The sequence below is a fragment of the Micromonospora sp. CNZ322 genome, from assembly GCF_007827755.1.
Genome location: NZ_VITD01000006.1, coordinates 50,646 through 64,479 on the forward strand (window position 1 = coordinate 50,646; position 13,834 = coordinate 64,479).

General features: G+C 68.8%; 9 protein-coding genes. 8 read left to right on the plus strand and 1 reads right to left on the minus strand.

All coding sequences use genetic code 11. From position 1 onward, the window contains the following. The first annotated feature begins 50 nt into the window (after nucleotides 1–50). From FB453_RS16170 to mmsB, 6 genes are all read left to right on the plus strand, one after another. Nucleotides 51–2,156, plus strand: coding sequence for a family 43 glycosylhydrolase (locus FB453_RS16170; RefSeq protein ID WP_145791170.1), 2,106 nt, complete (start codon nucleotides 51–53; stop codon nucleotides 2,154–2,156). 412 nt (nucleotides 2,157–2,568) lie between these two features. Next, the gene (locus tag FB453_RS16175) at nucleotides 2,569–3,555 is read left to right on the plus strand and encodes a LacI family DNA-binding transcriptional regulator (protein WP_208646727.1); all 987 of its coding nucleotides are present in this window, start codon (nucleotides 2,569–2,571) and stop codon (nucleotides 3,553–3,555) included. A 326-nt stretch (nucleotides 3,556–3,881) separates the two neighbouring features. Then, the gene (locus tag FB453_RS16180) at nucleotides 3,882–5,537 is read left to right on the plus strand and encodes a ricin-type beta-trefoil lectin domain protein (protein ID WP_145791172.1); all 1,656 of its coding nucleotides are present in this window, start codon (nucleotides 3,882–3,884) and stop codon (nucleotides 5,535–5,537) included. 310 nt (nucleotides 5,538–5,847) lie between these two features. Continuing rightward, the gene (chvE, locus tag FB453_RS16185) at nucleotides 5,848–6,990 is read left to right on the plus strand and encodes a multiple monosaccharide ABC transporter substrate-binding protein (RefSeq protein WP_112585359.1); all 1,143 of its coding nucleotides are present in this window, start codon (nucleotides 5,848–5,850) and stop codon (nucleotides 6,988–6,990) included. An 83-nt stretch (nucleotides 6,991–7,073) separates the two neighbouring features. Beyond that, nucleotides 7,074–8,612: a multiple monosaccharide ABC transporter ATP-binding protein gene (gene mmsA / locus FB453_RS16190; RefSeq protein ID WP_112585361.1), complete on the plus strand. Its 1,539-nt coding sequence runs from the start codon at nucleotides 7,074–7,076 to the stop codon at nucleotides 8,610–8,612. Then, the gene (gene mmsB / locus FB453_RS16195) at nucleotides 8,609–9,859 is read left to right on the plus strand and encodes a multiple monosaccharide ABC transporter permease (RefSeq protein ID WP_112585363.1); all 1,251 of its coding nucleotides are present in this window, start codon (nucleotides 8,609–8,611) and stop codon (nucleotides 9,857–9,859) included. The genes mmsA and mmsB overlap by 4 nt, the downstream gene beginning before the upstream one ends. 58 nt (nucleotides 9,860–9,917) lie before the next feature. Here the strand turns inward: mmsB and FB453_RS16200 are convergent, their stop codons facing one another. After that, complete coding sequence (locus FB453_RS16200; protein ID WP_145791175.1) at nucleotides 9,918–11,297, minus strand: CBM96 family carbohydrate-binding protein; 1,380 nt, start codon at nucleotides 11,295–11,297, stop codon at nucleotides 9,918–9,920. A gap of 220 nt (nucleotides 11,298–11,517) precedes the next feature. Here FB453_RS16200 and FB453_RS16205 point away from each other — a divergent pair, with 220 nt between their 5' ends. Continuing rightward, the gene (locus tag FB453_RS16205) at nucleotides 11,518–12,813 is read left to right on the plus strand and encodes an MFS transporter (RefSeq protein ID WP_486480297.1); all 1,296 of its coding nucleotides are present in this window, start codon (nucleotides 11,518–11,520) and stop codon (nucleotides 12,811–12,813) included. After that, nucleotides 12,810–13,793: a TolB-like translocation protein gene (locus FB453_RS16210; protein ID WP_145791180.1), complete on the plus strand. Its 984-nt coding sequence runs from the start codon at nucleotides 12,810–12,812 to the stop codon at nucleotides 13,791–13,793. Before FB453_RS16205 ends, FB453_RS16210 begins: the two co-directional genes overlap by 4 nt. Nucleotides 13,794–13,834: the final 41 nt, after the last annotated feature.

A 13,834-nucleotide genomic window follows, 5' to 3' on the forward strand; every position in this document is an offset into this window, starting at 1 on the left:
GCCGCGGACGCCGACCCAGACCGCACGGTTCGCGTCAGCAGAGGAGGATCATGCTTTCTATCGGTCGGGTTCCCCGGGGTGCGCCGCGACGGCGCGGGTGGCTGTCGAGACTCGCCGTCGCCGCGATGGTGCTGGTGGTCGGTGGCGCGGCTGCGGCCGTCGCCTCGTCGCCCGCGTCAGCGGCCACCGTCGACACCAGCGCCTGGTACGTGTTGGTGAACCGCAACAGTGGCAAGGCCGTGGACGTGTACAACCTGGCCACGACCGACGGTGCGCGGATCACCCAGTGGACGCGTAACAACGGCAACCAGCAGCAGTGGCAGTTCGTGGACTCCGGAGGCGGCTACTACCGACTCAAGTCGAGGTTGTCGGGCAAGGTGCTGGACGTCTCCGGCCGCTCGACCGCCAACGGCGCCAGCGTCGTGCAGTGGACCGACAACAACGGCACCAACCAGCAGTTCCGGCTAACCGACTCCGACAGCGGCTACGTTCGGTTGATCAACCGCAACAGCAACAAGGCGATGGAGGTGCAGGGCGCCTCGACCGCCGACGGTGGCAACATCGTGCAGTACGACGACTGGAACGGCACCAACCAGCAGTGGCAGCTCGTCCGCGTCGACGGCGGGACCGACCCCACGACGCCACCCCCGTCGAACGGCACATACTCGAACCCGGTGGTCTGGCAGGACTTCGCCGACGTCGACATCATCCGGGTGGACAACGCCTACTACATGTCGGCGTCCACCATGCACTACTCGCCTGGCGCGCCGGTCCTGCGCTCGTACGACCTGGTGAACTGGGAGTTCGCCGGTCACTCCGTGCCTCGACTCGACTTCGGGTCGAAGTACGACATGAGCGGTGGTAACGCCTACGTCGACGGCATCTGGGCGTCGACGCTGAACTACCGGCCGAGCAACCGGACGTACTACTGGGCCGGGTGCATCGACTTCGCGCAGACCCACATCTACACCGCGTCCGCCGTCGACGGGGCCTGGAGCAAGCACACCACCATCCCCAACTGCTACTACGACGCGGGGATGCTGGTCGACGACAACGACACCATGTACGTGGCGTACGGCAACGGCACGATCAGCGTGGCGCAGCTGTCCGCCGACGGGAAGTCCCAGGTCCGCGCCCAGCAGGTGTACCAGACGCCGTCGAGCATCGGGACGCTGGAGGGCGCGCGTTTCTACAAGCGCAACGGTGCCTACTACATCTGGCTCACCCGCCCGGCCAACGGCCAGTACGTGCTGAAGTCGACGAACGGCCCGTTCGGCCCGTACGAGCAGCGCCAGGTGCTGCTCAACCTGCCCGGCCCGATCTCCGGTGGCGGTGTGCCGCACCAGGGTGGCCTGGTGCAGACCCAGAACGGGGACTGGTACTACATGTCCTTCGTCGACGCGTACCCCGGTGGCCGGATGCCGGCCATGGCCCCGATCACCTGGACCGGCGATGGCTGGCCGGTGCTGCAGACGGTCAACGGCACCTGGGGCAGCTCGTACCCGAAGCCGAACCTGCCCGCGCCGCCCCGGGCGGTCAAGCCGCTCACCGGCACCGACACGTTCGCCGGCACCACGCTCGGCCCGCAGTGGGAGTGGAACCACAACCCGGACAACAGCAAGTGGTCGGTCAACAACGGGCTGAACCTGCAGACCGCCACCGTCACCGGCGACCTGTACAAGGCGCGCAACACGCTGACCCACCGCATCCAGGGCCCCACCTCGACCGCGACGATCGAGTTGGACTACTCCACCATGCGCGACGGTGATCGCACCGGCCTGGCGGTGCTGCGCAACTCGTCGGCCTGGATCGGAGTCCGACGCGACAACGGGAGCACCCGACTGGTCATGCAGAACGGCCTGACGATGGACGGCAGCTGGAACACCACAAGCACCGGCAGCGAGGTGGCGAGCACCGCTGTCTCCGGTGTCCGGATCTGGTTGCGCGCCAACGCCGACATCAGACCCGGCTCCGGCCGACAGGCCCGTTTCTCGTACAGCACGGACGGGGTCAACTTCACCTCGTTCGGCAACACACTGACGCTGGCGAACAACTGGCAGTTCTTCATGGGCTACCGATTCGCCATCTTCAACCACGCGACGCAGGCGCTCGGTGGCGCGGTCACCGTGCGGCGCTTCGACCTGACCACCCCGTGACACCGGTCACACGACGATCGCTCTGACCGGTTGCGCTGGCGACGCAGCCCTGGCGGCATGTGAAGTCCGCGCCACCGCGTCAGGTCCTCGCCGGCCTGTTCCACGCTCTGTCCAGGAGCGAGGGCAGGCCGGCGTACCACATCAGGACCGTGTCCCGTACCTGTTGGTCGGGGACTCCGGACGGGCACCGCGTTGTACGGCCTCGGCGCGTCGAGCGGTCCCCACACAGGCGTTCCGTGTTCGGGGCCGTTGCTGGCGTAGACTGTCGGCGATCCAGCGCTGGTCACCTGGGATTCAGCACCGGCGTGGTGACTGAGCGAGGGGGACCGGGCCGGGCCGCTCCAGTCGACGTCGACGGGCCGCGGGCCGGAGATGTAGCGGGGGGAGTGAAATGGCCGTCCACGGTCCCGCGATGACGGACGTTGCTCGTCTCGCCGGTGTCTCCCATCAGACGGTGTCGCGGGTGCTCAACGGGCACCCCAACGTCCGTGAGCAGACCCGGCTTCGGGTACGCGCGGCGATCGCCGAACTCGGCTACCGCCCCAACGGCGCGGCACGCGCCCTGGTGACCGGTCGATCACAGGTGATCGGTGTGGTAGCGCAGAACACGACGCTCTACGGTCCGGCGTCGCTGCTGGCCGCCCTGGAGCAGACCGCCGCCGAAGAGGGCTTCGCGGTCAGCGTCGGCAGCGTGCGTAACCTGGACCACCGCTCCATCTCGGCGGCCGTCGAGCGGCACCTGTCGCACCGGGTGGCCGGCATCGTGGTCATCGCCCCGGTCGAGTCGGCCGGTGAGGCGCTGGAGCGCCTGCCCAAGGATGTCCCGCTGGTCACGGTCGACGGTGATCCGAGCCGGCCGGTGCCGCTGGTGACTGTCGACCAGGTGGCGGGCGCCCGGGCGGCGACGCAACATCTGCTCGACGCCGGGCACCGTACTGTCTGGCACGTCTCCGGGCCGACCGACTGGTTCGACAGCGTGGGTCGGATCGACGGCTGGCGGCAGGCGCTGCTGGCCGCCGGGCTGGATCCGCCGCCGCCGATGCCGGGGGACTGGTCCGCCGCGTCGGGTTACCGGTGCGGGCAGATGTTGGCGCGGATGCCGGAGGTCACCGCCGTCTTCACCGCCAACGACCATCTCGCGCTGGGCGTGCTGCGGGCGCTGCACGAGTTCGGTCGACGGGTGCCGCACGAGATCAGCGTGGTCGGCTTCGACGACGTACCGGAGGCGGCGTACTTCATTCCGCCGCTGACCACCGTCCGACCGGACTTCGACGCGGTGGCGCGAGCGAGCCTGCAGATGCTGCTGTCCCAGATCGAGTCGGGCACCGGTGGGGCGCTGCGGCAGACCATCGCCCCCGCTCTGGTCGTCCGCGAGAGCGTCGCCCCACCTCGTCGCTGACGGTCGCACCAACCGGCGTTCGCCCCCGGTGTGGTGCGGAGAGTGGTCTCGCCGCCGTTCCCCGCCCAGCGGTGCACGCGCGTGTGGGCCCGCGCCAGCGCGCGCCAATTCTCGGCTTCCTCGCTCGATAAGACGCGACTCGATGGGTTGCAGAGTGTGACCAATCGATGCCAAGCGATACGGCATGGTGAAGGTATTGAACCTCGTGAAATGTCGCCGTAATATGATGGGCGCCTCTGTTAACGCTAACAAAAATTGGCACCCAACTATCGGCGTACCGACCAGAGATCGTAATCACGGGCGGGCGTCACCGACAAGGAGGCTCGATGAACCGCAATACCCGAGGTCGTCGCTGGGGGAGCGTACTGGCGGCCGGAATTCTGCTCGCCGGTGGCCTGGTCGGCCTTCGCGCCCCGACGGCGCAGGCACTGGACAACGGCGTGGCGCGCACTCCCCCCATGGGTTGGAATTCGTGGAACTCGTTCGGCTGCAACATCAACGAGGCGCTGATCCGCCAGACGGCAGATGCGATCGTCAGCAGCGGCATGCGGGACCTGGGCTACAACTACGTCGTGGTCGACGACTGCTGGTTCAACCCCAACCGGGACAGCTCCGGCAACATCCAGGGCGACCCCGGCCGGTTCCCCAGCGGGATGAAGGCGCTCGGCGACTACCTGCACGCCCGGAACCTGAAGTTCGGCCTCTACCAGGTGCCGGTCGACAAGACCTGTGCGCAGTACTTCGGCGCCTACCCCGGCGCGACCGGCAGCCGTGGCCACGAGGTGCAGGATGCACGCCAGTTCGCCGCCTGGGGTGTCGACTTCCTCAAGTACGACTGGTGCTCGCCGGAGGGCAGCATCAACGACCAGGTGACCACCTTCGCCAAGATGCGTGACGCGCTGGCCGCCACCGGCCGACCGATCGTCTACAGCATCAACTCCAACAGCATCCACGCCAAGACCGGCCCGCAGCGCAACTGGGGCGACGTGGCGAACATGTGGCGAACCACCGAGGACATCACCAACGCGTGGGACACCGGCCAGAGCAACGGCTACCCGATGGGCATCCAGAACATCATCAACGTCACCGTTCCGCTGGCGTCCTATGCGAGGCCGGGCGGGTTCAACGACCCCGACATGATGGAGGTCGGTCGCGGCGGCATGAACGACACGGAGATGCGCAGCCACTTCGCGATGTGGGCGATCATGGCGTCTCCGCTCATCGCCGGCAACGACGTGCGGAACATGAACGCTGCGACGCAGACGATCCTCAAGAACGCCAACCTGATCGCGATCAACCAGGACTCGCTCGGGTTGCAGGGAACGCAGGTGTCGTTCGACGGCACGCGTCGGGTGCTGGCCAAGCGGCTCGCCAACGGTGACGTGGCCGTCGCCCTCTTCAACCAGGGCGGCTCGACGACGACGATCTCGACCACGGCCGCGGCCATCGGCAAGTCCGGCTCGTCGTTCACGCTGGTGGACGCGTGGACCGGCGGCACCAGTTCCAGCAGCGGGACCATCAGCGCCAGCGTCCCCGCGCACGGCACTGTGGTGTACCGGGTCAGCGGTGGCGGGACGACTCCTCCGACGACGCCGCCGCCGACCACGTCGAGCGCGTACGCCAGCGCCGCCTCCGGCCGCTGCCTCGACGTGCCGAACAGCAACACGACCAACGGCACGCAGCCGGTCATCTGGGACTGCAACGGCGCCGCCAACCAGCGCTGGACCAGCAGCGGTCAGACCCTGCAGGCCCTCGGCAAGTGCCTGGACGCGCCGCCGAACGCCGCGGCCGGCGCCAAGGTGCAGATCTGGGACTGCAACGGCGGGACCAACCAGCAATGGACGGTCAACGCCAACGGCACGATCAGCAACACGCAGTCGGGGCTCTGCCTGGACGTCAACGCCAATGCCACTGCCAACGGCACCACGGTGATCCTCTGGACGTGCACCGGAGCGGCGAACCAGCGGTGGTCGCAGCGGTAGCCGATCGGGACCGCCGAAGGCCGAGGTCGCGGCGACCCACCTGATCCGGCCGATGCTGGTGCCCGCGGACGACAGACGTCGTCCGCGGGCATCGGTCTGTAGAGTGCTGCGGACGACCACGCTGAGTCGCCGCGTCCTGCCCTTCCGGCGGATCGGCCACATGGCTACGCTCGCCTGGATGCTCCGTTACGAGACCGTGACACCGGTATTTCGGATCTGGTGTTGACGCAATCTATGTGAGCGCTAACACTACCCGAAAGATGACAGTTGGCCCCGGCAGTCGGCGGGGGAGTCCAGAGAGGAGAAGCCCGTGGGCAGGAAATTCCTGGTTGCTCTCGGCGGCGCCGCACTGGCGCTGAGTTTGGCGGCGTGCAGCGGCGGGGGTGCGGGCAGCGGTGAGAAGTCCGGCGACGAGAAGCCCAGCGATCTGACCATCGGTGTGTCGATGCCGACGCAGACCTCGGAGCGGTGGATCGCCGACGGCAACGCGGTGAAGTCGAAGCTTGAGGCCAAGGGCTACAAGGTCGACCTCCAGTACGCCGGCGACGACATCCCTACGCAGTCGCAGCAGGTCGACCAGATGATCACCCAGGGTGCCGATGTTCTGGTCCTCGCGGCGATCGACGGCACCGCGCTCAGCAGCCAGCTGCAGGCCGCCGCGGCCGCGAAGATCCCGGTCATCTCCTACGACCGGCTGATCCGTGGCAGCAAGGACGTCGACTTCTACGTCAGCTTCGACAACTACAAGGTTGGCGTCGCCCAGGGCACCGCGCTGCTCGTCGGTCTCGGCCTGCTGAACAAGGACGGCTCGAAGGGCACGGCCAAGGGGCCGCTGAACGTCGAGCTCTTCGCCGGGTCGCTGGATGACAACAACACCCAGTACTTCTTCGGCGGCGCGATGGACACGCTGAAGCCGTTCATCGACAACGGCACGCTGGTCGTCAAGTCCAAGCAGACCACCCCCGAGCAGGTAGCCATCCTGCGGTGGCAGCAGGAGACCGCGCAGAAGCGGATGGAGAACCTGCTCACCTCCAGCTACAACGACGGCTCGAAGGTCGACGGCGTGCTTTCGCCGTACGACGGCATCTCCCGCGGCATCATCACCGCCCTGCAGAACGCCGGCTACGGCAAGGGCGCTAAGAAGCTCCCGGTGGTGACCGGCCAGGACGCGGAGATCGCCTCGATCAAGCTGATCAACGACGGCGTGCAGAGCTCCACGGTCTTCAAGGACACCCGGCTGCTGGCCGAGCAGGCCGTGAACGCGGCCGAGGCGTTCCTGCAGAAGAAGCAGCCGCAGGCCAACGACACCAAGACGTACAACAACGGCGTCAAGGTCGTCCCGGCGTACCTGCTGCCGATCGCGACCGTCTACAAGGACGACATCAAGGCGACGCTGATCGACTCCGGCTACTGGACGGCGGAAGAGGTCGCCGCCGGTCAGGCCAAGAAGTAAGCCACTCGTCGGGCCCGGCGGTCACCCGCCGGGCCCGACGCCTGGGCGCGTACCACGTCCAGACCTGACGGAGGACAGTGACCATGGACGACACCATCCTCGAGATGCGTCGCATCACCAAGACCTTCCCCGGCGTGACCGCGCTGGAGGACGTCACCCTCGCAGTGCGCCGCGGGGAGATCCACGCCATCTGTGGTGAGAACGGCGCCGGCAAGTCCACCCTGATGAAGGTGCTGTCCGGCGTCTACCCGTCCGGCTCGTACGACGGCGAGATCCTCTTCGACGGCAAGCCGATGCAGTTCCGTGGCATCCGCGACAGCGAGGCCAACGGCATCGTCATCATCCACCAGGAGCTCGCCCTGGTGCCGTACCTGTCGATCGCGGAGAACATCTTCCTCGGCAACGAGCGGCGCGGCCGCAGCGGGCTCATCGACTGGAACTTCGCCAACGCCGAAGCGGCGAAGCTGCTCGCGTCCGTCGGGCTGCACGAGAACCCGGTCACCCCGGTCATCCAGCTCGGCGTCGGCAAGCAACAGCTCGTGGAGATCGCCAAGGCGCTGTCGAAGAAGGTGCGCCTGCTCATCCTGGACGAGCCGACGGCCGCGCTCAACGACATCGACTCGGCGCACCTGCTCGACCTGTTGCGGGCCCTCAAGGAGCAGGGCATCACCTGCATCATGATCTCGCACAAGCTCAACGAGATCACCGCCATCGCCGACTCGACCACCGTCATCCGGGACGGGCGCGCCGTGGAGACCCTCGACATGCGGTCGGACGAGGTGACCCAGCAGCGGATCATCCGGGGCATGGTCGGGCGCGACCTGGACAGCTTCTACCCCGACCGCGAGTCGTCCCCCGGTGACGAGGTCCTGCGCATCGAGGACTGGACGGTGCGTCACCCGGTCCAGGACCGGATGGTTGTCGAGGGCGTCGGCCTGTCCGTACGCGCCGGCGAGGTCGTCGGCATCGCGGGCCTCATGGGGGCCGGGCGGACCGAGCTGGCCATGAGCGTGTTCGGTCGGTCCTACGGGCGCGACATCCGGGGCCGACTCTTCGTCCACGGGCGGGAGGTGCAGGCACGCACCGTCGCCGAGGCGATCGACAACGGCATCGCCTACGTCACCGAGGACCGCAAACGCTACGGCCTCAACCTCATCGACGACGTGCGGCGCAACGTGTCCGCCGCCGCGTTGGACCGGCTGTCCCGCCTGGGCTGGGTGAACGGCAACGAGGAGATCAAGGTTGCCGAGGCGAGCCGCAAGGAGATGAACATCCGGACGCCGAGCGTCATGGCGGTGGTCGGCAAGCTCTCCGGCGGCAACCAGCAGAAGGTCGTCCTGTCGAAGTGGCTGTTCACCGACCCGGACGTGCTGATCCTCGACGAGCCCACCCGCGGCATCGACGTCGGCGCCAAGTACGAGATCTACACGATCATCAACCGGCTGGTGGCCGCCGGTAAGGCGGTGATCGTCATCTCCTCCGAGCTGCCGGAGCTGCTCGGAATGTGCGACCGCATCTACACCCTCGCCGCCGGCCGGATCACCGGCGAGATGCCGGTGGCCGAGGCGACTCAGGAGAGCCTCATGGAGCTGATGACCAAGGACAAGGAGCTCGTCGGATGACCAGCATCAAGACCCCTTCGACGGAGCACCCCACGCCCCCGGACAGCCCGCCCGCCGCCGCCCTGCACAGCGGGACGAGCGACCTGCGGGCGCTGGTGTTGAACAACCTGCGGCAGAGCGGGATCTACGTCGCCCTGGTCGTCATCGTCGCGCTCTTCGCGGTCCTGACCGACGGGGTGCTGCTGAGCCCCGGCAACATCACCAACATCGTCCTCCAGTACTCGTACATCCTGGTCCTCGCGATCGGGATGGTCATCCTGATCATCGGCGGGCACATCGACCTGTCGGTCGGATCGGTCGTCGCGCTCACCGGAGCGGTCTCCGCCGTCCTGGTGATCCAGCAGGGCCACCCCTGGTGGATCGGCGTCGTGGCCGCGCTGGTCGTCGGTGTCGCGGTCGGGGCGTGGCACGGGTTCTGGGTGGCGTACGCCGGCATTCCGGCCTTCATCGTGACCCTGGCCGGCATGCTGCTGTTCCGGGGTCTGACCCTGCGGGTGCTCGACAACATCTCGCTGTCGCCGTTCCCGTCCGAGTACCAGCAGGTCGCGGCGGGCTTCCTCAACGGCCTGCTCGGTGGGCAGGGCTTCGACGCCTTCACGCTGCTGATCGGCGCCATCGCCGTGGCCGGCTACGCGGTCAGCGGCTTCCGCACCCGCGTGGCGCGGATCCGCTACCAGCAGCCCGTCGAGTCGTTCCCGCTCTTCGTCGCCCGGGTCGTGCTGGTCGGCGCGGTCCTCATGTACTTCGCCTGGCAGCTGGCGCACGCCCGAGGGCTGCCGATCGTGCTGATCATCCTGGCGGTCCTGGTGCTGGTCTACGGCCTGCTCACCCGGCGTACCGTCTTCGGTCGCCAGGTCTACGCGATCGGCGGCAACCTGTCGGCGGCGGCGCTGTCCGGGGTGAAGGTCCGCACCGTCAACTTCTGGATGTTCGTCAACATGGGCTTCCTGGCGGCGGTGGCCGGCGTCATCTACTCGTCGCGGTCGAACGGCGCCCAGCCCGCCGCCGGCAACATGTTCGAGCTGGACGCGATCGCCGCGGCCTTCATCGGCGGCGCGGCGGTCACCGGTGGCGTGGGCACCGTGGTGGGCGCGATGGTCGGTGGTCTGATCATGGCGGTGATGAGCAACGGCATGCAGCTGATGGGCATCGACCAGTCGACCCAGTCGGTGGTGAAGGGTCTCGTCCTGCTCGTCGCGGTCGCCTTCGACGTCTACAACAAGCGTCGCGCCGGCACGGCCCGCTGACGCTCGGCCGGTACGCACGTGCCCCCTGCCCGCCTCGCGGACAGGGGGCACGCGTTCGTCAGTGGCAGGTGCTGGTGCCGTTGTCGGTGTAGGTCTGGCCGGCCACCGGCACGAACTGCCAGTCGTAGCTGTTGGAGTGCAGGGTGAACTTCAGTACGCCCCACGCCGAACTGTTACGCGCCTCGCTGTTGGGCTGGATGGTGCCGAAGCCGTAGTGGCCGGCGCCGCCCATCCCGGCGACGAAGCTGCGCAGACCCCGGCTGGAGTCGGCGCCACCGGCCGGGTTCATCGGGGCGAACCGCTCGTAGACGTGGTTGTGTCCCCACACCACGACGTCGGCGTTGTAGTCGTAGAGGGCCTGGTACAGCGGACGCGTCGACGTCGACGGCGCGTGGTTGGAGCTGGACGTGAACAGCGGGTGGTGCCAGTACGCGATCGTGCACGGCTTGCTGCTGGCGGCCAGGTCCGCGCGCAGCCACTGCTCCTGCGTCGAGCCGGCCGACATGCTGATGTTCGAGTTCAGCGACACGACGTGCCAGTTGCCGAGGTCGAACGAGTAGTACCCGCGCCCGCTCGGGCCGGCGGACGTAGCGAAGTAGTTGTAGTAGCCGGTCGCACCCGACGTGTTGTAGTCGTGGTTGCCCGGCGACGGGCGGGTGCGGGACTTGTGCCGACCCCAGGTGGGCTCGTAATAGCTGTTGAACTGCGACGCCGTCCCGCTGTCGTAGACGTTGTCGCCGGTGGTGAAGACCGTCCCAGGGATGCTGTCCAGCAGCGTCGCGGTGGCGCTGTCGCCGGAGCCCGAGTCGGCGATGTCGCCGGCACCGACGAACACCGGGTCGCCCGACGGGGGTGGCGTGGTGCTCCCGGTGGTGACCACCAGTTGCGGAGCGTCCGCGCCACTCTCGCGGGTGTCGTAGTAGGCGCCGTCACCGCTGGTCGAGGTGGCGCCGAAGCTGTACGTGCCGTTGCCGGTGACCGCGGCAGTGACGTCGACCTCGTACCAGGTGTTGCCGCTGACCGCGCCGATCGTGCCGAGCGTGGCCCCGTCGATGGTCGGCTGGTTGTTCCAGGTGGTGCCGGTCTCCGACCAGGTCGTGTTGGACATCCGGCGGAACGTGCCACCGGCGTCGCTGCCGCTGTTGCCGCTGATCGTGCGCAGTCGCAACTTGGCGCCGGTCACCGTGCCGCTGACACCGCTCACTGTGAAGCGCAGGAACGAGCGCCGCACTGGCGAGTTGTCGACCACCACCTGCGTGGACGTGCCGTAGTTGGTGGCGGCCGCGTCGCTCTGGACGTAGGTGTCGGCGACCGGCGTGAAGGTCACGCTCGCCGCCGACGCCGCGCCAGCGCCGGTCACGACGACGGCGGCGGTCGCGGCGACGATCACCGTGACCACCCCCAGCGTCACCGACGGACGGGGGGATCGAATGTCCATCCAGGACTCCTTACCTCGTGGGAAGAGCGCAAGGAATGTAGGAAGGTCGATGAGCCGGCGGGCGACGGGCGGATGAACAGCGCGTCCCGGCAGGCGAACACCTCGCTGTTGGGAGCTCGTTCACCCGACCCTCGCCCGGATGCCACCCGCGGTCCGTTGTGCCGCCTCCACTGAGTACGGACGATGGCTGCCCGTCGACCGTGGATCAGAGGAGATGCTCGTGTACCTTTCGACCGTCTCCCGACCGGTCGCCGACCAACCCGGATCGGGGCCGCGACGCCGTCGGTTCGCGATGGTCAGCGGCAACGTCGTTGCGCTCGGCACTGTCAGTCTGATCACCGACGTGTCGGCCGAGATGGTGGCCGCGGTCCTGCCGCTCTATCTGGTGCTGGGCCTGCACCTCAGCCCGGTGGCCTTCGGCGTGCTGGACGGCGTCCACACCGGGGCCACCGCGCTGCTGCGGGTCGTCGGTGGTTTTGCCGCCGACCGGTTCCGGCGGCGCAAGCTGATCGCCGGCGTCGGGTACGCGCTCTCGGCGGTCGCGAAGCTCGGCCTGCTGCTCGCCGGTCGGTCGATCCCGGCGATCGGCGCCGTCATCGCCGTCGACCGGATCGGCAAGGGGGTGCGGAGCGCGCCGCGCGACGCGCTGATCACGCTCTCCACGCCACCCGAGGCGCTGGGTCGGGCGTTCGGCGTGCACCGGGCGATGGACAGCGTCGGCGCGTTCCTCGGGCCACTCGCCGCGTTCGCTGTCCTGTTGGTCGTCGGGCAGTCGTACGACGCGGTCTTCGTCACCAGCTTCTGCATCGCGGCCCTGGCCGTCGTGGTGCTGGTGCTCTTCGTTCGGGAGCAGCCGGACGGCGAGGCGACGGACGGCGAGGCGGCGGGCGAGACCAACGACCCGAAGGTCTCCGTCCGCGAGGCGTTCGGGCTGCTGCGCGGCGGACCCGCCCGGCGGCTGGTGCTGGCCGCCGCGATGCTCGGGCTGGCCACCATCGGCGACGGCTTCGTCTACCTGCTGCTGCAACGCCGGATGGACCTCGGCCTGCGCTGGTTCCCGCTGCTCGCGGTGGGAACCAGCCTGGCGTACCTGCTGCTCGCCGCTCCGCTCGGCGTACTCGCCGACCGGATCGGTCGCCTGCCCGTGGTGATCGGCGGTTACACCGCCCTCGGTGCGACGTACCTGCTGCTGGCCGGTCCGGTCGACGGTTGGCCGCTGATCGCCCTGGCGCTGACGATGTACGGCGCCTTCTACGCGGCCACCGACGGCGTGCTCATCGCGCTCGCCGGTCCGGTGCTGCCGGCGCGTCTGCGGACCACCGGAATCGCGTTGGTGCAGACCGGGCAGGCCCTCGCGTACCTCGTCTCCTCCGTGCTGTTCGGTCTGGCCTGGCAGGCGTGGGGGCCGGAGAACGCGATCCGCGCGGCGACCGTGGTCGTCGCCGGCGTCCTGGTCGGCACGCTGCTCCTGCTGGCCTCCCCGTCCCGACTCACCACCCGGAAGGTGCCCCGATGACCGCGATGTCGACCCGAGCCAAGCTCGGCGTGGTGGTCGCCTCGGCCGTGCTGTTGGGCACCGTGGCAGCCGGCTACGCCGCCACGGCCGCGCAGGCTCCCCGGACGCCGCCACCCGCTGGCGGCGCGCAGGCGGTCACCCTGACGTCCGGGCCGCGCCTGCTGGCTATCACCGACCGACACGTCTCCACCGTCGCCGCGACCGACCCCGCCGGGCCGCGCACCGTCGCCGGCCTGGAATGCCTCCGGGTGTACGCGGCGGCCGGCACCGGGGTCTGCCTGAAGCCGGAGACGGCGTGGTCGTACCAGGTTGTCGTGCTCGACGCGGCGCTGCGCCAGACCCGAGCGGTCAGTGTGCCGGGGCTGCCGAACCGGGCCCGGGTCTCGGCCTCCGGTCGGATGGTCTCCTGGACGACGTTCGTCGGTGGCGACTCGTACACCTCCAGTGGCTTCTCCACCCGCACCGGGATCCTCGACACCCGTACCGGCACCACTGTGGCCTCGCTCGAAGAGTTCGCGATCACCCGGGAGGGCCGGGGCTACCGCAACGCGGACGTCAACTACTGGGGCGTCACCTTCACCGCCGACGACAACCGCTTCTACGCGACCATGGCGACCGGGGGCGAGAGGTACCTCGTCCGGGGTGACCTCGCCGCACGTACGGTCGAGACGCTGAAGGAGAACGTCGAGTGCCCGTCGCTGTCACCGGACGGCACCCGGCTCGCGTTCAAGGAGGCGGTCGACGCCGACCCGGCGAAGGGCTGGCGGCTGTCGGTCCTGGACCTGGCTACCACGCGGGTCACCGCGACCGCCGAGACCCGCAGCGTCGATGACCAGGCCGCGTGGCTGGACAACGGAAAGCTGGCCTACACGCTGCGCCGGGACGACGGCCAGCCCGACGTCTGGAGCGTCCCGGCGGACGGGTTCGGCACGCCGACGCTGGTGATCCCCGGCGCCGAGTCGCCGTCGCCGCTCACCTGACGGTCCGGCCCCCGGCCCCGGCGGTCCGGACACCTGAACGC

Bases quoted from the DNA above. Each gene is read 5' to 3' on its own strand.
- mmsB (WP_112585363.1), top strand. From the start codon at position 8,609: ATGACCAGCATCAAGACCCCTTCGACGGAGCACCCCACGCCCCCGGAC.
- FB453_RS16170 (WP_145791170.1), top strand. From the start codon at position 51: ATGCTTTCTATCGGTCGGGTTCCCCGGGGTGCGCCGCGACGGCGCGGG.
- mmsA (WP_112585361.1), top strand. From the start codon at position 7,074: ATGGACGACACCATCCTCGAGATGCGTCGCATCACCAAGACCTTCCCC.
- FB453_RS16200 (WP_145791175.1), bottom strand. From the start codon at position 11,297: ATGGACATTCGATCCCCCCGTCCGTCGGTGACGCTGGGGGTGGTCACG.
- FB453_RS16210 (WP_145791180.1), top strand. From the start codon at position 12,810: ATGACCGCGATGTCGACCCGAGCCAAGCTCGGCGTGGTGGTCGCCTCG.
- FB453_RS16180 (WP_145791172.1), top strand. From the start codon at position 3,882: ATGAACCGCAATACCCGAGGTCGTCGCTGGGGGAGCGTACTGGCGGCC.
- FB453_RS16175 (WP_208646727.1), top strand. From the start codon at position 2,569: ATGACGGACGTTGCTCGTCTCGCCGGTGTCTCCCATCAGACGGTGTCG.